Annotated in this window: 17 protein-coding genes; 6 read left to right on the top strand and 11 right to left on the bottom strand. The window is 72.9% G+C overall.

Annotated elements, in window-relative coordinates; translation table 11 throughout:
- Positions 1-34: 34 nt before the first annotated feature.
- Positions 35-613 (bottom strand): TetR/AcrR family transcriptional regulator, encoded by a 579-nt coding sequence (locus tag ABZT17_RS01095; RefSeq protein ID WP_356342112.1) that lies wholly within the window; start codon positions 611-613, stop codon positions 35-37.
- Positions 614-736: 123 nt separating this feature from the next.
- Between ABZT17_RS01095 and ABZT17_RS01090 the strand changes: the two genes are divergently transcribed.
- On the top strand, positions 737-1183 hold the full coding sequence (locus ABZT17_RS01090) for a DUF1772 domain-containing protein (protein WP_356342110.1): 447 nt from the start codon (positions 737-739) through the stop codon (positions 1181-1183).
- Positions 1184-1455: 272 nt separating this feature from the next.
- Here the strand turns inward: ABZT17_RS01090 and ABZT17_RS01085 are convergent, their stop codons facing one another.
- The gene (locus ABZT17_RS01085; protein WP_356342108.1) at positions 1456-2247 is read right to left on the bottom strand and encodes a peptidoglycan-binding domain-containing protein; all 792 of its coding nucleotides are present in this window, start codon (positions 2245-2247) and stop codon (positions 1456-1458) included.
- Between the two features lie 268 nt (positions 2248-2515).
- On the opposite strand from ABZT17_RS01085, the gene ABZT17_RS01080 reads away from it, so the two are divergent.
- Positions 2516-3535, top strand: a complete 1020-nt coding sequence (locus ABZT17_RS01080) for a helix-turn-helix domain-containing protein (RefSeq protein WP_356342243.1) — start codon at positions 2516-2518, stop codon at positions 3533-3535.
- Between the two features lie 110 nt (positions 3536-3645).
- Here the strand turns inward: ABZT17_RS01080 and ABZT17_RS01075 are convergent, their stop codons facing one another.
- From ABZT17_RS01075 to ABZT17_RS01060, 4 genes are all read right to left on the bottom strand, one after another.
- The gene (locus tag ABZT17_RS01075) at positions 3646-5277 is read right to left on the bottom strand and encodes a S53 family peptidase (protein WP_356342106.1); all 1632 of its coding nucleotides are present in this window, start codon (positions 5275-5277) and stop codon (positions 3646-3648) included.
- A 124-nt stretch (positions 5278-5401) separates the two neighbouring features.
- Positions 5402-8419, bottom strand: a complete 3018-nt coding sequence (locus ABZT17_RS01070) for a LuxR family transcriptional regulator (protein WP_356342104.1) — start codon at positions 8417-8419, stop codon at positions 5402-5404.
- Positions 8420-8511: 92 nt separating this feature from the next.
- On the bottom strand, positions 8512-9168 hold the full coding sequence (locus ABZT17_RS01065) for a DUF3105 domain-containing protein (RefSeq protein WP_356342102.1): 657 nt from the start codon (positions 9166-9168) through the stop codon (positions 8512-8514).
- 58 nt (positions 9169-9226) lie between these two features.
- Positions 9227-9610 (bottom strand): hypothetical protein, encoded by a 384-nt coding sequence (locus ABZT17_RS01060; protein ID WP_356342099.1) that lies wholly within the window; start codon positions 9608-9610, stop codon positions 9227-9229.
- A gap of 279 nt (positions 9611-9889) precedes the next feature.
- On the opposite strand from ABZT17_RS01060, the gene ABZT17_RS01055 reads away from it, so the two are divergent.
- Positions 9890-10807 (top strand): expansin EXLX1 family cellulose-binding protein, encoded by a 918-nt coding sequence (locus tag ABZT17_RS01055; protein ID WP_356342240.1) that lies wholly within the window; start codon positions 9890-9892, stop codon positions 10805-10807.
- 211 nt (positions 10808-11018) lie between these two features.
- Positions 11019-11543 carry a hypothetical protein gene (locus tag ABZT17_RS01050; protein WP_356342097.1) on the top strand — a complete coding sequence of 175 codons (525 nt, stop codon included), beginning with the start codon at positions 11019-11021 and terminating at the stop codon, positions 11541-11543.
- Between the two features lie 99 nt (positions 11544-11642).
- Here the strand turns inward: ABZT17_RS01050 and ABZT17_RS01045 are convergent, their stop codons facing one another.
- The 5 genes from ABZT17_RS01045 to ABZT17_RS01025 form a co-directional block, all read right to left on the bottom strand.
- The gene (locus ABZT17_RS01045) at positions 11643-12176 is read right to left on the bottom strand and encodes a hypothetical protein (protein ID WP_356342095.1); all 534 of its coding nucleotides are present in this window, start codon (positions 12174-12176) and stop codon (positions 11643-11645) included.
- An 894-nt stretch (positions 12177-13070) separates the two neighbouring features.
- Positions 13071-14489 carry an FAD-dependent monooxygenase gene (locus ABZT17_RS01040; RefSeq protein WP_356342093.1) on the bottom strand — a complete coding sequence of 473 codons (1419 nt, stop codon included), beginning with the start codon at positions 14487-14489 and terminating at the stop codon, positions 13071-13073.
- Positions 14482-15672, bottom strand: coding sequence for an MAB_1171c family putative transporter (locus tag ABZT17_RS01035; RefSeq protein WP_356342090.1), 1191 nt, complete (start codon positions 15670-15672; stop codon positions 14482-14484). Before ABZT17_RS01035 ends, ABZT17_RS01040 begins: the two co-directional genes overlap by 8 nt.
- Positions 15669-16274: a toxin gene (locus ABZT17_RS01030; RefSeq protein WP_356342088.1), complete on the bottom strand. Its 606-nt coding sequence runs from the start codon at positions 16272-16274 to the stop codon at positions 15669-15671. Before ABZT17_RS01030 ends, ABZT17_RS01035 begins: the two co-directional genes overlap by 4 nt.
- A gap of 434 nt (positions 16275-16708) precedes the next feature.
- Positions 16709-17317, bottom strand: coding sequence for an ANTAR domain-containing protein (locus ABZT17_RS01025; RefSeq protein ID WP_356342086.1), 609 nt, complete (start codon positions 17315-17317; stop codon positions 16709-16711).
- A gap of 351 nt (positions 17318-17668) precedes the next feature.
- On the opposite strand from ABZT17_RS01025, the gene ABZT17_RS01020 reads away from it, so the two are divergent.
- Both ABZT17_RS01020 and ABZT17_RS01015 read left to right on the top strand, forming a co-directional pair.
- Positions 17669-18529, top strand: coding sequence for an STAS domain-containing protein (locus ABZT17_RS01020; protein ID WP_356342084.1), 861 nt, complete (start codon positions 17669-17671; stop codon positions 18527-18529).
- Positions 18526-19479, top strand: coding sequence for an anti-sigma factor RsbA family regulatory protein (locus tag ABZT17_RS01015; RefSeq protein ID WP_356342081.1), 954 nt, complete (start codon positions 18526-18528; stop codon positions 19477-19479). The genes ABZT17_RS01020 and ABZT17_RS01015 overlap by 4 nt, the downstream gene beginning before the upstream one ends.
- Positions 19480-19526 lie beyond the last annotated feature (47 nt).

Here is a 19526-nt window from a genome sequence, read left to right as displayed (position 1 = left end):
TCCCGTAGGACCGTTCAGTCGTCGGGGCGGTGTGTCAGATGACGGCGAGGCGGTCCACCAGCAGTTCCACCCTCCGCTCGGTGTCCTGCGGGGGCAGCCGTCCCGCCCGGGTCAGGGTGGCCAGCCCGTGCAGGATCGCCCAGAACGTCTCGGTGAACAGCCCCGGGTGGACGCCGGCCCCGGCCACCTCGCCGAGCGTCTCCAGCAGGGCGGCGAAGGCGTCCTTCAGCGGCTCCGGGGTCTCCTCCTGCGCGAACGCCAGGCCGCCGTCGAGCTGGAAGATGGCGTCGTAGACCGCCGGGTTGCGCTCGGCGAAGTCGAGATAGGCGCGGGCGAGGGCGGTGACCCGGGCGCGGGGGCCGTCGGCGTCGGAGGTCGCCGCCCGTACCGCGGCGGCCAGTTCGGTGGCGCCTTCGAGGGCGACCGCGCCGATGATCTCGCGTTTGCCGCGGAAGTGGCTGTAGAGGACGGGCTGGCTGTACTCGATGCGCTCGGCGAGCCGGCGGGTGGTGACCGCGTCCCAGCCCTGCTGCTCGGCGAGTTCACGGGCGGTGGCCACGATGAGGCGCTCGCGGCCGGCCCTTTCGCGCTCCTTGCGTTCCTGTACCGACATGACTCGATCCTAGCACCGCTAGACATTCGAGCGGCAGTAGCGCTAGCGTTGCTTCATCGTCTAGCAACGCTAGCTTTCGCGCCGCTGGATTCCGCGGCGCCAGATCCCACAGGAGGGGTCCTCATGCTCGACGCACTTGAGATCGTCACCACCGTGGTCGTCGGCCTGATGGTGGGGGTGGAGTTCGCCGTCGCCTTCGTCATGAACCCGATCTTCAAGGCCCTGCCCGACGACGCCAGTCAGATGGCCCAGAGCCACGGGGGCCGGATGCTCGGCGCGGCGATGCCGGTCTGGTACATCGGCTCGCTCGTGCTGAGCGCGGTCTGGGCCGTCGCCGGACGGCACCACGACGGCGTCGGCCTGGTCGTCACCGCCGCCGGGCTGCTGGTCCTCAGCGTGGTCATGTCGCTCCTGCTGCTCGTCCCGATCAACAACCGGAACAAGACATGGACCCCCGAGACCCGGCCCGCCGACTGGAAGGAGCAGATCGACCGCTGGAACCGCTACCACTACGTCCGTGTCGCCGTGATCATCGCTGCCTTCACCCTGCTGGTCGCCGCCCTCGCATGATCAACGTCACAGTGGGCGGGGGGTCCTTGATCCCTTTTGGGCGGGATACCGGGCGATCAAGAAACGAGCGCAGCTACTGCTTCGGGAACCCGTACGACGACTGCACCAAGGCGCGTGAGATGGCGGGCACCGCCCTCCGCTACGGTGCGAGGCACTCCGGCGTGAGGCACCTCGGGCGGAGCCGGCACCGGCTCCGCCCGAGCGCCGCGGATCGGCGGACCGCCGAAGAGTCCGTGGACCTCACCGAGCAGATGCCCGCACCGTCTGGTGGACTAGAAGCGGCCCGCGTTGAGCGCCTGTTGCAGACCCTTCGTGGTCAGGGGCCCCCACTTTCCGTCCGGGGTGACACCGACGTGTGCCTGCAGGGCCCGGACGGTCGCCGGGCCGATGTCGCCGTCGGCCGTCACCTTGAGGTGGCTCTGCAGCGCCTTCTTGGTGACCGGCCCGAAGGATCCGTCGGTGGGCACACCGAGCACCCACTGCAGCGCCTTGGTGCTCGCCGTCCCGAACTGACCGTCCACGGCGAGCGGACAGAACGGGTTGCGGTGGGAGGAGGGAGGGGCCGGGGTCGGCGAGGCGCCGCCGGCTCCCGGCAGCCGTAGATAGGTCAGCGGCTCGCCCGCGTGCGACTTCGCCTCGTCCTCCAGGGAGACGTGCAGCGGGCCGGCCTCCTGGCCGTGGGACACGCACATCGCGGCGAGGCCGCCGGCGGCGCTCTCGACGAGGACGACCACATGGGTACCCGGGTGCGCGCCGAAGACCACGAAGTCTCCCGGCTGGGTCTCGGACGCGGAGATGTGCTCGCAGTGGTCGAGCATCGTGCCGGTGTAGCCGTCGCCGTCGAACCCGGAGCCGTTCGGGTCCCCGGCCCCGCTCCACTTCGCCATGAGCGTGGCGAATCCGGAGCAGTCGGTGGAGAAGGGGAGATGGTCCTTGGGGATGCCGATGGGCATCGGCCGGGTTTGCGAGTAATGGATGTCGGCGTTGTGCTGGACCCCCCAGAGGGAGTTGGCCACCATCTCCTGCCGGACCTGCGCGGTGGTTTCCTGAGCGGTCGTACTCATGCTGTGTTCCTGTTCGTCGCCGGGCTCTGACAGCGGGTCAGGGGCTGATCACCCGGTAGCAACGGTGGCAGGGCGGACCGATGGTGTCGTTGGTGCAGAGTTGCCCGTTCCTTGACGCTGCGTCAACCGCTTGGCCGTCGCATACGCAGGCCTTTGACAGAGAACGATCAACCTTTGCTGTGGCATGACTTGTCCTGATTGATGCGCTGACATCCTTGAAGTGACTACGTCGGGGGATCCTCAACGGGGGATGTACGTGATCGTGACCATGCGCAGTGAGGACCTGCCTGCTCCGGACCGTTTCCAGTGGTGGCGCGAGCAGTGCGCCAAGGGCGTCGTCCCCACGGTGGCCAGCAGCCCCCACGCCGGTGACTTCAGGGCGACGGTGACCTTCGCGGAGCTGGGTCCGCTCCAGCTGTCCGTCCTGACCTTCCCGGAGGTCCGGGCCGTCCGCACACCGGCCCTGGTCCGCCGGTCCGACCCCGAGGAGTACGGGCTCAGCCTGATCACCGCGAACGACCTCTGGTTCGCCCAACGCGACCGCGACTGCCGGCTGGAGCCGGGCCGACTGCTCCTGCACGACACCTCGCAGCCCTTCGACTCCCGCGCGTTACCGGGCTCCGGCCCGGGCGGCATGCTGATGCTGCAGATACCCAGAACCGCGCTGCCCCTGCGCCCGCGGCGCCTCGACCAGCTGCTCGCCCGCGGACTGCCGACCCGCGCCGGGATGGACGCCATCCTCGCCCGCTACCTCACCGGTGTCGCCGACGCCGTGGAGAACGGCGAAGTGGGCGAACGGGAAGCGGGACAGCTGGGCCGGACCGCCCTCGACCTGGTGGCCGCCACCCTCGCCACGCACCTCGGCGACGAGGAACACCTCACGCCCGAGACCCGACGGCAGGCGCTGCTCGCCCGGATCGAGGCGTTCATCGAACTCAACCTGGGCGACCCGGAGTTGACCCCCACCACGATTGCCGCCCACCACCACATCTCGCCGGCCTACCTGCACCGTCTCTTCCAGCCCAGGGAACTGACCGTGGCCGCCTGGATCCGCCATCAGCGTCTGGAGCGCGCCCGCGTCGACCTCGCCGACCCGAGGCAGCGGTTGCGGCCCGTCCACGCCATCGCCGCCCGCTGGGGCTTCCGCCACCCCGCCGAGTTCAGCCGCACCTTCCGCACCGCGCACGGCGTACCGCCCAGCGACTACCGCCACCACGCACTGACGGCCGGCACGACCGAGCCCGACCGGAGAGCCCCGGCGCCGAGGCCGGTGGCGACCCCCGGGTGACGTCGAGGAGTCCGACCCCGGACGGACGCATGACGGCCGACGGCCGCCGCCCCTCATGGCACAGCGCGGTCCGGGAGTGGTCCCGGACCGCGCCGTGAGGTCGCCGAAGGTCAGCCGAGGAGCTTGCTCGCCAGCGTGGCCGCGTTGTACGAGCCCCAGCCGGTGGTGAAGTCCCAGCCGGTGGCCGCCGAGTAGGCGCCGTTGCTGCCGCTGGTGATGTCGTGGAAGCCGGTGCCGCTCGCCGAGTAGAGCGCGGGGTTGGCGAAGCCGAGGTTGGCCTTGCCGGCCGCCGCGGCCTGCTGGTTGTAGAGGGCCGCGAAGGCCGCCCACTCCGGCGCCGCCGCGCTGGTGCCGCCGACCGAGGACCAGGAGCCCTGCGAGTAGATCGAGACGCCGGGGCTGGGGTTGGCGTGCGCCGAGACGTCCGGGACCTGGCGGTAGCCGCCGCCGGCGCTCTTCTGGACGGCCGTCTGCCAGCTCGGGATCTTGAAGACGGAGGACTTGCCGCCACCGCCGCCGGACCAGGCCACCTCCTTGCTCCAGACGTTGGCCGAGGTGACGGTCAGCTTGGTGCCGCCGACACCGGTGACGTACGGGTCGCTGGCCGGGTAGTCGACGGAGGTGCCGCCGTCGCCCGCGTCGTCGGAGCCGTCGTCGCCGGAGGCCGCGTAGAAGCCGAGGCCCTCGGCGGCGCCCGTCTTGAAGACGGCGTCCACGGCGTTGATGTTGGAGGTGGTGCGGGCGCTCTCGGCGGCACCCCAGCTGATCGAGGTGGTCGGGATGCCCGAGTCCACGATGGCCTGGTAGGTGTCGACCTCACCGGCGTCGGAGTTGGGGCCCTCGAAGACGGTCACGTTCGCCTTCGGGGCGATCGCGTGCAGGACCTCGATGTCCAGCTCGACCTCGACCTGGCCGTCGCCGAGCGCCCCGGAGCCGCCGTCCACCTTGGACACGGTCGGGGTGGGCGAGCCCAGGCTGTAGTTGGTGTCGTACGTGGTGATGTTGGACTGCTGGAAGCCGTCGAACTCCAGAAGCGCGATCTTCTGGCCGCTGCCGGTGTACGTGCCGGAGACGTTGTAGCCGCCCTTGAGCTGGGCCGGTGTGTAGCCGCCGCCCGGGCCGTTGTGCGGGTTGACGGTGCGCGGGGTGGCCGTGTGGTGCAGCTGGGCGCGGTTGTTGAGGCCCGCCACGTCGGTGACCAGGGAGGCGATGGAGGACGGCAGGGTCGGCGCGCTGTCGTTGGCGTAGAAGGCGCGGCCCGACTTGGCGTCCTTCCAGGTGGACAGCTTGGTGCCGAAGGCCTTCTCCAGCTGGGCGGCGGTGCCGCTCGCGTCGACGAGCAGGTTGCCGGAGTGGACCTTGCCGACGGTCAGGCCCTGGGCGCGCAGGTACTGCTCGAGCCGCTCGACCTCGGCGGCGGTGCGGCCGAAGCGGGCCGCGAACTGCTGCTTCGTCAGATAGTGCCCGTACGAACTCGACTTCGGGTCGCTCACCTTCGCGATGAACGTGTCGAGGGCCTTGCCGCCTCTGGGCGCCAGGCTGATCGCCACCGATATCCGCTTGCCCGCGGCGACCTTGCCGGTGCGGGTCGCGTTCTTGCCCAGACCCTTCAGGACATCTCCGGTGACCGCGGCGCGAGCGGTGTGCGGCACGGTGGCGTTCGCCGCGTAGGCGGCGGGTACGGCGGCGGCGAGCAGCGCCGGCGCGGCGACGAGACCGAGCAGTTTCAGACGTGACTTCACTGGGGTCCTCCGGAGGGAGAGTGGGGGTGGTGTCCCGAAACGGAACGGGATCACCGTAGGAACAGCGGCCCCACCCCCATAAGCGGGGGAACCCTTGCTTCACGTGTTAACTGCGGATGTCACGTCAACGGCGTGTGTCGAACGTGCGCGGCGTGCGGGCCCGTCCCGGCTGGCTGACCGTCACCGCCTGTACGACGGGCTGTACTTGATCGTCGTCGGCGGAGCTGACGACCGCCGCTCCGGAGGCGATGACGGCGACCGCCATGGCGTGGGCGAGCGCGGTCCGCGAGCGGACGCCGAGCTTGCGGTAGACCCGGGACAGCGCGCCCTCGACCGTCTTGACGCTGATGAACAGCTCCGCGGCGACCTCCCTGTTGGTGGCTCCACCGCCGACCAGTTCGGCGATCCGGGCCTCGGTCGGGGTGAGTTCGGGGCCACCGGCGCCCGTCTCCCCGGCCTCCAGCCGTCCCAGCTCGTCCCGCGCCTTGGCCGCCAGCGGGGCCGCGCCGATCCGGGTCGCGGTGTCCAGCGCCTCGGCGAGCGCGGTACGGGCCGCACTTCTGCGCCGGGCCCGCCGCTCGACCGTGCCGAGGGCGATCAGCGCGCGTACGAGGTCCACGGGCAGGGGCAGCCGGCGCAACCGGTCGACGGCGGTACGCAGCCGTACGGCACCCTCCTTCGCCCGGCCGAGCCCCGCCTCGCGCAGGCCCTCCGCCCGCTCCAGGGCCGCCAGTACGCTCCCCGGCGCGTCCCCGGTCGCCCGCTCGCGGGCCTGGCCCAGCACCGTGCCGGCCGCGTCGGTCTCGCCGAGCACGACCAGGGCCTCGGCCAGATCCGCGTACCAGTGCAGCAGCGGTGGGTCGGCGGCGCACATCGCCTCGCCCAACTCCTTGACGCGGTGCAGCGCCTCGACCGCGGCGGCCGCTCCGCGCGGGTCTCCGGCCAGCAGTTCCGCCTGCCCCAGCGCGGCCAGCGCGCGCAGCAGGAACAGCCGGTCGCCGTCCGCCTCCGAGGCCCGTACCGCCTGCTCGGCGAGGATCCTGGCCTGGTCGGCGGTGCCGCCCACGGTGGCGGCGAGCGCCGCCGCGTACAGGGCCGGGGCGGTCTGGACCCCCGCATCCGGCACGGTGGCCGTGCAGCGGGCGGCGGTGCGCAGCGCCTCCGCGCAGTGTCCGGCGCGCACTTGGATGCGGGTCAGGGCCACCAGGGTCGCCATGACCTCCTCCACCCCCGCGAACTCGCCGATCTCCGCGAGAAGCCGGGTGACCTGCTCGCCCGCCTCCGGCACCCGGTCGGAGTCCAGTGCGAGGATCGCCCGCATCCGGATCAGCCCCCAGCTCTCCGGACCGGCGTCCGCGCCGCCCACCAGCTTCAGCGCCTCCTCCAGCGCGGCGTCGGCGGCGACCGGTTCACCGGCGAGGGAACGCACCCGGGCGAGGGTGGCGAGCGCCCCGATCCTGGTGTCGGTGTCCCCGGCCCACGCCGCCTGCCGCGCGTGCCGGGCCGCGTCCTCCAACTCCCCGCACAGCAGGCCCCGTACGGCAGCCCAGTGGTGCAGCCAGGCCTCGGCGCGCGGATCGCCGACGGCGTCCCGCAGCCCCTCCGCGATCAGGTCACGGGTGCCCTCCAGCGCCTGTCCGGCGTTGCGCAGCAGGATCAGCCGGGCGCGCACCCGCTGCCGTGCGGAGCCCGATCCGGCGAGGACGGTCTCGGCCGCCCGCCCCGCCTCCTCCGACTGGCCCGCGTCACAGGCGTATTCGGCCGCCGCCAGCAGCCGCTCGGCGCGCTCCGCCGGGCGGTCGGCGGGAGTGCGCAGGGCGGCGAGGGCGGCGAGCTCGTAGGCGGCGAAGGGGGTGCCGTCACGACGGGCCGACCCGGCCGCGGTGAGCAGCGCACGGGCGGTGGTCTCGTCCTCGTGCGGATGGGCGAGGGCGAGATGGCGGGCCTGCTCGACGGGCTCCGCGACCGCACGCGCGAGCAGGGCGTGCGCCGCGCGGCGGGCGTGCTCGGGGGCGTCGGCGTAGAGGGCGGCACGCAGGACGGGATGCCGGAAGCGGACGGCACCGTTGGCGTCGACAGCCGCGACACCGAGCCGTTCGGCCTCGGCGAGGTCGGCGGCCGGGTGGGGGAGGCCGGCGGCACGCAGAAGCGTCAGCGTGGGATGCGTGGCGGCGCCCGCGACCAGCAGGGTCCGACGGGCCTCGTCCGGCAACTCCCGCACCGCTCCCAGCAGTTGCGTACGCAGTCGGCGCGGCACGGGGAGAGGGGGCCGACTGGGAGTCACCGGCCCGGAGTCGGGGGGCCGGTGGGAGGCGTGTCCGCGCAGTGGCTGGGGCGTGGGGAGAGGTGAGGGAGGCGGGGCGGTCGACCCCGGGGCGTGGGTGTGGTCGACGGGTGCGCTCAGTCGGAAGGTCCCGAGGTGCGGAGGCGAGGCCGAGCTGGTCGGTGCCGGGTCGCGCAGGGCCGAAGCCCGGCCCAACTCCAGTGCGTACCAAGGGTTTCCGGCGGCGGTGTCCTGGATCGCCCGCAGGACCGCGGGAGGCAGTTCGGTGCCGGTGGCGGTGCGCAGCAGCTCGGCCACCTCGCTGTCCGCGAGGGGCGGGACGGGGAGTTCGACGGTGTCCGGCGGGCAGCAGCGCAGCCGCTCCGGCTGCTCGCCCTCGGCCACCCGCTCGGCGGCCACCATCCGGACGCCGAGTCCGCCGACCCGTCGCAGGGCGAAGGCCAGCACATCGGCGGTCGGCCCGTCGAGCCACTGCAGCCCGTCGACCGCCACGAGGACGGGGCCCGCCGAGGCCAGGGCGCGCAGGACGTCGAGGACGGCGAGGCGGACCGCGAGCCGCCACTGGTCGTCGGCCGGTTCGCCGCCCCGCAGCAGGGCCGCCCGCAACGCCGCCCGGGGCTCGGGCGACAGGGCCTGGAGGCAGCTCTCCGGCACCCGTGCGAACAGGTCGGTCAGACCGACGAACGGGAGCCGGGCGTCCTCCTCGGCCGGCGCGCAGTGCAGCACCGTGCCGGGCGAGGCGAGGAGGGCGGACACGAGCGTGGACTTGCCGATGCCGGCGGGGCCGTAGAGGAGCAGTCCGGAGCGGACCGTCAACTCGGCCCGGGCGGTGGCGAGCAGCTCGCGGCGGCCGGTCAACGACCGTACGCCCGTCGGGGCTGCTCGCCCTCCGCCTGACTAATCATGTGTGCATGACAACCCCCGGGCGAACCGGTTGTCAATGACGGCCGTCACGCACCCGTCAGCCCGTTCGTGCAGGCCGCACCCGGCTCGGGCGTCTGCGCGCCCTGCACGTACCTGGCCAGGAACTGCTCCACCCGGGCGTCGGAGGCCGAGTCCACGCTGAGCTGGTGGCCCCAGGCCGACAGCGTGATCACGCCGGACTGCCCGTCCACCGGGCTCATCAGCGTGTACGGGGTCCTGCTCACCCTGTCGGCGAGCTTCTTCACGTCGGCGTCGGCGGCCTTGTCGTTGTACGTCACCCAGACCGCGCCGTGTTCGAGGGAGTGGACGGCGTTCTCGTTCTTTATCGGCTTGGTGTAGACCGTGCCGTCGCAGGTCATCCAGGCCTGGTGGTGATTGCCGCCGACGGGCGGGTTCATCGGGTAGGCGACGGCGGTCTGGACATGGTCGCGGCCGAGGTTCTTCGCGTTCCACGTCCGCTCGCCGCTCACCGGCTTCTTCGCCTCGGCGGCCCGCCGCTCCTTCTTCTCGTTCGCGTCGTGGATCGCGTACGCGCCCCAGCCGACGAGGCCGAGCACGATCGCCGCGGTGAGGGTGACGGTGATGACGCGGTTACGGCGCTCGCGCCGTCTCTCGGAGGCACGCATCTCCTCGATACGGGCCTTGCGCGCGGCGGAGGCGGCCTTCTTGCCGGTCTTGCTCATGGATGGACACGTTCCTGTCGGTGGATGGGATGAGTCGCTGCCGGGGGCGGGCGGCGGCTCAGGTCCGTAGCACCTGGAGGACGTGGAGATCAGGGGCGCCCCGGGCGGTCGGCACGGCGAGAGGGCCGGTGCGGACGGCGTCGGCGGGGACGGGCGGGGTACGGGGGAGCGGCGCCGTCGGCGGGTGGGGCGCCGTGCGCGGCAGGGCCCGTACGGCGTGCTCGGTGTGGGTGCAACACGCGTTGCCGTGGGGGCAGTCGGCGGGGGAGGCCACCGTGGTCGCTCGCGCGGCCGTGACCGGGGGCTCGGCGGTGCCGGTGGGCGCGGGGGACCCGAAACAGACCACCAGCGTCGCGAGCAGCGCGGCCAGCGCGGGCAGGAACACCGCGGCACGCGTGGTCCGCCACGCGCGCCGGGGGCTGCTGGGCGGCCGGCTGCTCATGCCGGTGATGCTAAGCGGTGGCCGTGGGGGCGCGTTCGGCCGGGGCGTCCCCCGTGGCGACGCGTTCGGGCGGGGAGCGCGCCGAACCGGGAACGGGCGGCAACCTTCCCGGCTTCGGCGGCCACTGAGGGGCGGGAGACTCCGCCGGTCGGAGCCCCCTGTTGAACGCGCCATCCCCGAAGCACGTAAGGACCAGTCGTGGCGTCCCCTTCTCCGCACCGCCGGCCCCGCGAGCAGCGGCACCCGGTTCCCGGTCGTCGGCCCGGCGGCCGGCGCGCGATGCTCGTCTGCGCCGCCGTGGCCGCCGTAGTGCTCGCCGTGTCTTTGGTGGTGGCCTTCCGGCCCGGTCACGGGGGCGGCGGTGGTGAGCGGCGCACGGCGGCCGACGCCGCCGTCGCCGCCACCGCGTCGGCGAGCTCTTCGGCCCCGCCGTCCGCCCGGACGTCGCCGTCGCCGTCCGCGTCGCCGTCCCCGAGCCGGACGGCTCGCGCGGCCAGGCCGTCGCCCTCGCCCACCGCGGCCAGGGCCTCCGCCCGTCCACCGGCCGGGAGCACCCCGCGGGCCGCCTCCGGCACGGCCTCGCTCGCCGGACGGATCAGGCCCGGCGTCACCTACCAGGGCGTCGCCACCCACTACGACGCCGGGAACGGCGACGGCGCCTGCTCCTTCGGACCGAGCGCCGACATGATGGTCGCCGCCATGAACACCGCCGACTACGAGACGTCGAAGGCCTGCGGGGCGTATGTGCTGGTGCGGGCGGGTGGTGCCGCCATCACGGTACGGATCGTCAACGAATGCCCCGGGGATTGTGCCGTCGGACAGATCGACCTCAGCGAGCAGGCCTTCGCCAAGCTGGCCGCGCTGTCGGCCGGGCGCATCTCCATCAGCTGGAGCCTGCTGAGTCCCGGTGGCGTCGGTCCGCTGTCGGTGCGGTACAAGACCGGATCCACCCAGTACTGGTGCGGGATCCAGGTGCTCGGGCACCGGAATCCGGTGGCCCGTCTGGAGGTGTCGAGCGGGGGCGGCTGGCTGGCGCTGCCGCGTACCTCGTACAACTACTTCCTGTCCGAGAAGGGCAGCGGGTGCGGTGGGGCGATCAGGATCACCGACATCTACGGGGAGCGGCTGACCGTCGACGGGGTCGCGGTACGGCCGAATGCCGTACAGGCGACCCGTGTTCAGTTCGCCGAGCACTGATGCCGGTCCTGTTCCCCTTGTTCCCCCTGTTTCCGGCCGGTTTCCCAACTCCCAAGGGTGAGCCAGGGGTTGGGCAACCACCCGTCATGCGCAGGTAAGACTTCGGCGAGTTCACCGAATCTTCGGCCAATGCTTCTACCCGCATAGACCCCTGCGGTGCTGTCATGCCCACGACCGCCCGGAATCTCCGGGCCGACCGTGGAGTCCCCCCATGCGTGTCACACGTCGTCTCACCGCCACGTCCACGTCCCTCGCCCTCGCCGTCGCGGGCCTGATCATCGGCACCGGCTCGGCGGCCCACGCCCAGAGCTGCTCGCAGGCGTATCTGCCGCTGCCCGACCCGACCTGCCAGCCCGGCGCCTACAACCCCGACGTCACCCAGTCCACGATCGACACGACGATATGCGTGTCCGGATGGACGGCCACGGTCCGGCCCTCGTCCTCGTACACCAACGCCCTCAAGGTCCAGCAGATCACCGAGTACGGCTACGCCGACACCAGCACGGCGGACTACGAGGAGGACCACCTCGTGCCGCTGGAGCTGGGCGGTGCGCCCCAGAGCGCGAAGAACCTGTGGCCGGAGCCGCGCTACGGCGACACCACCGCCACCAACAAGGACACCGTGGAGAACAAGCTCAAGAAGGACGTCTGCAACGGCACGGTCACCCTCAGCGCCGCCCGGAGCGCCATCGCGAAGAACTGGACGACGGCGCTGTCGTCGCTGGGGCTCAGCTGAGTCCGGAGTGCGGGGTCCGGAGCGCGGGGTCCGGAGCCCGGTGGTGGGCTGACTTGGGTGCTGCGACGGCTCGGGGCGGTGTGGCGTCCGGGCCCGCGCTCAGGCGACCTCGATCCGGCTGCGGGCGCGCAGGCCGTCCCGGAGGTCGTCGCGCAGACGGCGCAGGTCGTCGGCGGGGCGGCCGAGGCCGTTGAGGCGCAGCCGGGCGGCCTCCGTGCGGGAGTCGCGATGGACCGTGAAGGCAAGGTCGAGCGACTCCCGCAGCATCCACAGGTCGTAGGCGAGCAGCCGTGCCGCACGGGCCCGGGCCGACACCAGGTCCGGGTCCGTGAGGTCGAGGGCCTCCAGGCGGGCGCACAGGCGGTGCAGGGCGATGCTCTGCTCCCCGCAGGCGCGAGCCGTCTGCCGGGACAGCGGCCCCGGTTCACCGCAGGCGGCCACCGCCAGGTCGGCCGGCACCTGCGCGGCCACCGCATCGTCCAGCACGGCTACGAGGGCCGGCAGCTGGTCGGGGTGCGCGGAGCGGGCGGAGGCGGAGGCGGGGTGGGGCCGGTGCCGACGCCGCAGGAGGCGCAGGAGGCGCCGGGGCTGTAGACGGCATAGGCGGCCAAGGCGGCCTAGGGGAATGCGCATGACTCCTCCTGATCCTCCTCCAGTGTGCGCCTGCTCGGCCGTGAGGGGGCGGGGAGGTGCCGGCACCTTTGGGCTGCCATGGGCGGCAGCTCCGGCCCGGGCGGTGGCTGTGCACATGCCCCGGCCCTGGCCGTGGCCCGTCCCGTCTACGCCGTCGAGAGTTTGGGGGAGGGGAAACGGTCGCCCGCGTCGCCCTCAGCGGTGTCGGTCGGATCCGCGATGGTGAGGCGTCCCGATCGGGACCGACGCGCGGGAGGGGGAGCGGTTCGGCGGGGGCCTGCCGGTGCCGCTGGTTTACGGAGCCCGTGCCTCGCCCTGGCCCTGCGCGCGCCCGCGCTCCAGCCGTGGGCCGCCTCCGGCCCGTGGCCCGTGGCCCAGCCATGCCTTGCGACCTGTCCGCGCCCCAGTCGTGCCTTGGGACCTGTCCGCGTTCGAGCCAAAGCCTGGTCTCTACCCCTCCCTCACAGCCATGCTCCGGCTCCTGCCGGCTGGGCGGGTATGCCCTGGGGCCTCTGTCCGCATCTCGGCCATCGCTTGGCTCGTGCCTCCGCCCCAGTCACCGCTCGGCTCCTGGCCGTGCCCCAGCTGCGGCCAGGCTCCCGCCCGCGTTCCAGCCGTGGGCCCTGGTCCTGCCCCGGCCCCAGACGTGGCGTGGCTTCGTTTTGCGGGTTCAGTCGTCGCCTCTGCTCCTGCCCGCGCCCGGTTGCCGCCCACGCTCCTGCCTGCGCCCGGTCACCGCCCATGCTCCTGCCTGCGCCCGGTCACCGCCTCTGCTCCTGCCTGCGCCCGGTTGTCACCTACGTTCCTGCCTCGCCCTCGCCCTCGCTGGTTTCTGCCCTGCCTCCGGCGTTGTCGGCTTCGGTGCGGGGGTTGGTTGGTTGCCGTTGGTTGGGATCAGGGGGTGTGGAGTGTCTTGCGTTCGGACTCTGTCAGGGGAGGGGCGGTGAGGTGGGGGAGTTTGGGGCCGAAGAGCATGGGGAGCAGGATGTCCGGGGTGAAGAGGCGGGTCGCCGGTTTCTCCAGGCTCATCACGTCCAGGAGGGCGCCCAGTGCCCGGGGGTTGCGGGAGGCGGTGGAGACCGCCTGGTCGACGAAGCGGCGCAGGAGGCGTTCCACGGCCCGCGGCGGGGTGTCGGTGGCGCCGGGGTAGTAGGCGTCCTGGCCCACCGCCAGATCCCAGGCCGCGGACACTGGCCGGGCCGTGGCGCGTTGGAGACGACGGGCCGTGCCGGGCGTGGTGAGGGGGGTCGCGCGCAGGAGGGTGCGGAGGGCGAGCGCCGACTGCGCGGCCACCGTGATGCCGTGGCCGTAGACCGGGTTGTAGCCCGCGACCGCGTCGCCGAGGACCGTGAACCCCTCGGGCCAGTGCGGAAGTTTCTCGTAGTAGCGGCGGCGGTTGGCCGTCGAGCGGGTGGTCACCACGTCCGTCAGGGGCTCCGCGCCGGTGATCAGATCGGCGATCACCGGGTCGCCGAGGGAGCGGGCGAAGCGGGTGAACTCCTCGGCGTCGGCGGCCGGTTCGGCGCCCCGGGTGCCGGAGAGGGTGACCACCCAGCGGTCGTTCTCGACCGGCACGATGATGCCGCCCCGGCCCGGCGTGTCCCCCGGCGTCGCCTGGACGTTGACGATGGGGAAGGCGCCGCCGGTCGCCGTGTCGGGAGCCCGGTAGAGACGGGTGGCGTAGGCGATGCCCGCGTTGACCTCCCGCTCGGTGACCTCGGGCAGACCGAGCCGCTTCAGCCAGCGCGGGGCGTGTGAGCCGCGGCCGGAGGCGTCGACCACCAGGTCGGCGGGGAGGGTGAGTTCGTCGTCACCGGTGCGGACACGGACGCCGGTCACGCGGGTGGCGTCGCCCAACAGGTCCTGGACGGTGGTGTTCTGACGGAGTGTGATGCAGGTGTGGGCCAGTACCCGTCGGCGTATGACGGCGTCCAGCAGATCGCGGGTGCAGACCAGGTTGCGGTGCGGGGTGGACGTGAAGCGGCGGAACCAGATCTCGTTGGGCGCCCGGGACACCAGGTCGCCCATGATGCGCATCAACCGGGCACCCTCCGCGACGAGCTCCGGCACCAGGCCGGGCAGCAGCTCGTCGAAGGCCTTCACACCCCCGCTCCACACCATGTGCGCGTGCCGCGACTGCGGCACGCCCCGGCGCGGCGCGGGACCCTCGGGGAGCGTGTCGCGCTCCACGATCGTCACGTCGGCGAACTCGGTGAGGGCCGCCGCGGCGAGCAGACCGGTGACGCTGCCGCCGACGACGACGGCGGAGGGTCTGCGGCTCGGGGCTCGTTCGGCGGGGGGTCGGTCAGACATGTGCGCTCCGGCTTTCTGTGCTGGTCACCCGTCGGCGGAGGGTGTCGATGGTGCGGGGGTGGGCGAGCGCCCGGGAGACGGCCTCGATGTCATGGGCGACCGGGTTGCCCGGGCCGGAGGGGGCACGGCCCGCCCGAGGAGCGCAGGGAGTGCCGGCGCGGTGTGCGTCCAGGGCCGCGCGGACCGCGACAGCGCCGGCCGCTCCATGGGCGCCCGCCTCACCGTGCTCGGTCAGCGCGGCCGCGTACGCCCTGTCGTACAGGCCCTGGTCGACGTACGGGCCCAGCATGCGCAACGCGTCGTGGATGTGCTGGCGGCGCTGCATGAGCCGTAGATCAAGCGGCGACCAGAAGCCGAGCCGGGCGGGTGCGGCCGCGGCCCCCAGGACGCGCACCGCCCGCGCGAGCGGCCGTAGCCGACGGTGTTCGCGGCGGTCGCGCACCCAGCGCTGCAGGAACGGGCCCAACTGCGGTACCAGGAAGCCGAGTGCCACCAGCGCGGCCTCCAGCAGGGCGAAGGGCGGGGCGGCATGGGTGCTCAGCCCGTCCCAGTCGGTGCCGGCCCAACGGGCGCCGATCGCCGTGTACTTGGCCGCGTCGAACAACAGGCCCATCGCATAGCCCAGTTGGAGGAAGACGACGCCCGCCTTCAGCCACCGGTCGCCGATCTGCGGGAACCACTTCCACAGCATCCAGGCCGCCACCAGGCACGACACCATGTGCGCGGTGAGGTAGAGCAGGATGTGCTCGCGCATCCACGGGGTGTTCGCGTAGTAGGTGTCCAGGTCGTAGATGCGGGGTTCGGGCGCGTCGGCGAGGAGGAAGGTGCCCCACAGAGCGGCCACCACGCCCGCGTACGCCCAGTAGATACGGCGCATCCGGCGCGACCGGCGCTCGGAGGGCTCCTCCCGCCAACGGATGATCATCGTCAGGCCGGTGGCGCAGAACGCGGTGAGGAACGAATACGCCCACGGAGAGGCGATGTTGGGGACGCCGGTCAGCCTGTTGAGCCGCTCGATGTTGGCCGGGGTGATGACGACCAGGACGGCCGTCGCCGAGGTCAGCAGCACCGTCGTGGCACGGACGTCGGGGTCGCGCCAGGCACGGACGAACGTCGGGAGCTTGGCGATGAGCGCGGTCGCCAGCAGGACGGTGGGGACCGCGTACGGTATCTGCGGACTCATCGCAGGAAGCGCCCGCCGCGGTTTCCCATCGACAGGTTGATACGGCCCTCCACGGTGGCCGGGGTGACCGGGCCCTGCGCGTACCGCCCCGTCATCCATGTCCGTACCTCGCGGCCGAAGAGCAGGCCGAAGGTCTCCGCGTCCACCTCGTGGTCGTCGGCCGAGGCGGAGCGGGCCGACACCGTCAGATAGGCCTCGCGGGAGACCTCCGGCGCGGTGAGGATCTGCTCCGCCGCCCGCCGCAGCAGCTCCGGCGTCGGGCCGGGGGCGAGGGCGCGGGCCGCCGCCGGGCCGGGGGAGTGACCGCAGGAGCCCTGCTCCTCGTGCCACAACTCATGTCCCAGGATGACCAGTTGGGCTTCCGGTACGGTCCCTTCCTCCACCACGATCACGGACCGGTCGCCGAAGTCCAGACGCAGACCGGACACCGGGACGTCGGGCGGGAAGGCGCGGAACACCAGATCGATCGGCCGGCCCGTGCGCAGGCTCATCGCCCGGCAGAACCCCTCCATCACGGCCCTCGGCTCCGCGGGCCGCCCCAGCGATCGCGCGGCCCTCGCGCCCAGGTCGGCGAGCAGGGACCTCATCGCCTTGGTGGTCATCGGGCGGTGTCCCTCCCCTGGTGGGCCGTGACGGCGGACAGCTGTGGTGTTGTGCCTCGCAGCCTATGTCGGCACCCGTGGCTCTCCGCGAGCGGTTATCGGCCAAAAACGATCGTTTATCGGTGCGAAGCCGGGGGGATCTTGGGGTCACCCTCCTCCCTGGGGAGTAGCGGGCACCCGGCCGGGTCCTGCTGGGGAGGCAGGGCGGGCGCCTTCGCCGGCACGATGTGCCGCGGCGGTGTGCGGACCAGGCTGGTTCACGTCAGCCAGAGGGATTCAGAGACCCTAGGAGGGCGTCATGAACCGCCAGATACGCGTCCGCGTGAACCGACGGCCCAGCACGCCCCGGGACACCACGATCGACCGCAGGACACCCTCGGGGCGGATACTGCCGTACTGAGCGGATACGGTCGGTGAACGGTTGAGCGGTGCCGTCAGCGCAGGTGGTGTGAGATCGCCGTATGCAAGGCCCTGCGCAGTTCTTCCGGTGGTGCGGGGCCGTCCGACTCCGCGCCTGCCGTGACCGCCGCGGCGACCTCGCGCAGCTTGGTGTTGGCGTGCTGGGAGGCCTCCCGCAGGATGTCCCAGGCCTGGGCCGGGGTGCAGGCGTGGGTGGCCATCAGGACTCCGCGGGCCTGGTCGATGACCGGGCGGGAGACGATCGCGCGCCGCAGCTGCTCGACCTCAGCCCGCAGCTCGTGCAGCTGCTCGGCGCGCTCCAGGGCGACCGCCGAGGTGGCGCGGGCGGTCGGCGGGTGGGCCGTGCGCAGGGGGTCCTCGGTGTCGAGTCCGGCCAGCTCCAGGATGCGGCGGGGCTGGCCGTTCCAGTGCGTGGCCCGTACGGGGATGTGGTGGTGGCGGCCGTAGGCGCTCAGTTCGTCCAGGAACTGCAGCCCCGCCGTGTCCATGAACTCCACGCCGGTCATGTCCAGTTCGACCCGGGTGGGGCGCTCCGGGAGGCCTTCCAGCGTCCTGGCCAGGGCCTCCGCGCACCCGTGGACGAGTTCCCCGCGCGCGGTGAGCACGGCCCGCCCCTCCTCCATCCGACCCTCGATGACCAGGGCGCGCGGCTGTCCGCCCAGAGATGCGAGGGATCCGAGGGATCCGAGGGATCCGAGGGATCCGAGAGATCCGAGAGATGCGTGTGCCACTGGGATCATGCTCCGACTCACTGCTCCCCACAGTCGTCGCGACGTCGAGTCCTCGAACTCCACCACCGGACCACGCGCGGAACCCTCGGGCTGCTCCGCGGGGGCCTGGCGGTGCTGCTCGCCCATGCGCGTGCCCGTCGTACGGCGGAGTACACCCGGGCCATGGCGGGGAGCCGGATCGTGGCGCGGAATGACCGGCCCGGGCCCGGGTAGACGGGTTCCGTCGAGCAGAGGGGAGACGGTGTGGGCACCCCGTATCGGACACCGCCCGGGCCGGCCCGGGCACCGCGGCTGACAGTGTTCCCGCTGCCGGGCGAGAGCGGTCTTCGGGTGGGCGGCGAGGTCGGACTCGCGACGCTCCCGGTGTGGGAGCGGGCGCTGGCGCGGGCCGTCCATGGGGCGGACCGGGTGTACCGGCTGGAACTGGCCGCGTACCGGCTGGAGCTGTCCGCGGTGAGCTTCGTCGACGTCGCGGGAGCGGACGCGCTGGTGGCGGCCGCCCGGTCGCTGGACGAAGGCAGGAGGATCGTGCTGCAGCAGCCGCCTCCCACCCTGCGCCGCCTGCTGGACCTGTTCTGGCCGGGTGTCCCGACGATCGAGATGTCCCCACGGGCCGGAGGCCGCCCGTCGAGCGACGGCCCCGCAGACCGGCCGCCAGGCGCCGAAGGCCAGCCGACAAGCCACCCCCGACCACCGAGGCCGACACCAGCAGCCCCCCGGCCCCCGACAGCCCCACGGAACGACTGGCCCCCGCCCACCCACGCACCGCGACTGCCCGAGGAACAGCAGCCGCCTGGAGAGACACCCTCGCCCGGAGGACCGCCGTCGTCTGGAGAGCAGCAGTCGCCTGGAGGACCGTCCTCGCCGGGAGGGCCGCCGTCGCTCGGAGGGCCGCCCTCATCGGGCGAGTCGCTGTGGGACGGAGGGATGCCGTCCGCCCCAGGGAGGCCGTCGCCCGGGGAGCCACCGTCGACCTGGCAGCCGGGGTCTGCCTCAGAGCTGGCGGCCGGGCGGCTGTCAGGGGCCGTTGGAGAGTCGTCGCACGCCTGGCAGCCGGGGGCTGTTGGTGGGGGTTCGTTCTGGGTGGGGGGTTTTGCGTCATGATCGCCGCGGATGCCGCCCCGCGGGACCCCTTCGCCCATCCCGCGCTCTTCTACGGCGACGAGCACGACTATGTCTCCGGAACCGTGCCGTTCGTCCGTGCCGCGCTCGAGGCCGGTGAGCCCGTCGCCGTCGCCGTGCCCGCGGAGAACCTCCGGCTGATCCGGGACGAGCTGGGCGCCGAGGCCGACGCCGTACGGCTCCTCGACATGCGTGAGGCGGGCCGCAACCCCGGCCGGATCATCCCCGGCGTGCTGCGGGCCTTCGCCGACGCCCAGCCCCCCGGCGTCCACGTGCACATCATCGGCGAACCGATCTGGGCCGGTCGCAGCCCCACCGAATACCCCGCCTGCGTCCAGCACGAGGCGCTGATCAACGCCGCCTTCCGGGGCCGCACGGTGACCATCCTCTGTCCGTACGACACCCGCCGCCTGCCCGCGCAGGTCATCGCCGACGCCGAGGCCACCCACCCGACACTGCTGCCGGCCGGCTCCACACAAACGCGGAACAGCGGCGCCTACGCCCCCGAGGCCGTGGTCGCCCGCTACAACACACCCCTGCCTCCCGCCCCCGACGTCCTCGCGTTCCGTTACGACGCCGACACTCTCCCCGAGGCCCGCCACTTCGCCACCGCCGAGGGCGTCCGTCTCGGCCTCGCCCCCGCCCGCGTCGAGGACCTGGCCCTGGTCACCGCCGAACTGGCCACCAACAGCGTGGTGCACGGCGGGGGTTCGGGCAGCGTGCGGGTATGGGCCGAGGGCGGGCGGGGCGGCCATGTGGTCGTGGAGGTCCGCGACAAGGGCCACCTCACCGACCCCCTCGCCGGCCGTCGCCCCGCCTCCCGCGCCCAGCGAGGCGGCCGCGGGCTCCTCCTGGTCAACCTGGTCTCCGACCTCGTACGCCTGCACACGGAGCCGGGCGGAACGACGATCCGCTGCTGGTTCGCCCTCTGAACCGATCCGCGCCGGTTCGCCCCCGAACCCGCACGCCGACCACGGCC

This window comes from Streptomyces sp. NPDC005648 (assembly GCF_040605395.1).
Taxonomy (GTDB): Bacteria; Actinomycetota; Actinomycetes; order Streptomycetales; family Streptomycetaceae; genus Streptomyces.
This window is presented reverse-complemented; position numbering and strand designations above follow the sequence as displayed.

Coding starts and splice junctions, on each gene's coding strand:
- ABZT17_RS01050 (WP_356342097.1), top strand. CDS start 11,019: ATGCGTGTCACACGTCGTCTCACCGCCACGTCCACGTCCCTCGCCCTC.
- ABZT17_RS01095 (WP_356342112.1), bottom strand. CDS start 613: ATGTCGGTACAGGAACGCAAGGAGCGCGAAAGGGCCGGCCGCGAGCGC.
- ABZT17_RS01055 (WP_356342240.1), top strand. CDS start 9,890: ATGCTCGTCTGCGCCGCCGTGGCCGCCGTAGTGCTCGCCGTGTCTTTG.
- ABZT17_RS01060 (WP_356342099.1), bottom strand. CDS start 9,610: ATGAGCAGCCGGCCGCCCAGCAGCCCCCGGCGCGCGTGGCGGACCACG.
- ABZT17_RS01035 (WP_356342090.1), bottom strand. CDS start 15,672: ATGAGTCCGCAGATACCGTACGCGGTCCCCACCGTCCTGCTGGCGACC.
- ABZT17_RS01030 (WP_356342088.1), bottom strand. CDS start 16,274: ATGACCACCAAGGCGATGAGGTCCCTGCTCGCCGACCTGGGCGCGAGG.
- ABZT17_RS01040 (WP_356342093.1), bottom strand. CDS start 14,489: ATGTCTGACCGACCCCCCGCCGAACGAGCCCCGAGCCGCAGACCCTCC.
- ABZT17_RS01065 (WP_356342102.1), bottom strand. CDS start 9,168: ATGAGCAAGACCGGCAAGAAGGCCGCCTCCGCCGCGCGCAAGGCCCGT.
- ABZT17_RS01045 (WP_356342095.1), bottom strand. CDS start 12,176: ATGCGCATTCCCCTAGGCCGCCTTGGCCGCCTATGCCGTCTACAGCCC.
- ABZT17_RS01090 (WP_356342110.1), top strand. CDS start 737: ATGCTCGACGCACTTGAGATCGTCACCACCGTGGTCGTCGGCCTGATG.
- ABZT17_RS01085 (WP_356342108.1), bottom strand. CDS start 2,247: ATGAGTACGACCGCTCAGGAAACCACCGCGCAGGTCCGGCAGGAGATG.
- ABZT17_RS01015 (WP_356342081.1), top strand. CDS start 18,526: ATGATCGCCGCGGATGCCGCCCCGCGGGACCCCTTCGCCCATCCCGCG.
- ABZT17_RS01025 (WP_356342086.1), bottom strand. CDS start 17,317: ATGGAGGAGGGGCGGGCCGTGCTCACCGCGCGCGGGGAACTCGTCCAC.
- ABZT17_RS01080 (WP_356342243.1), top strand. CDS start 2,516: ATGCGCAGTGAGGACCTGCCTGCTCCGGACCGTTTCCAGTGGTGGCGC.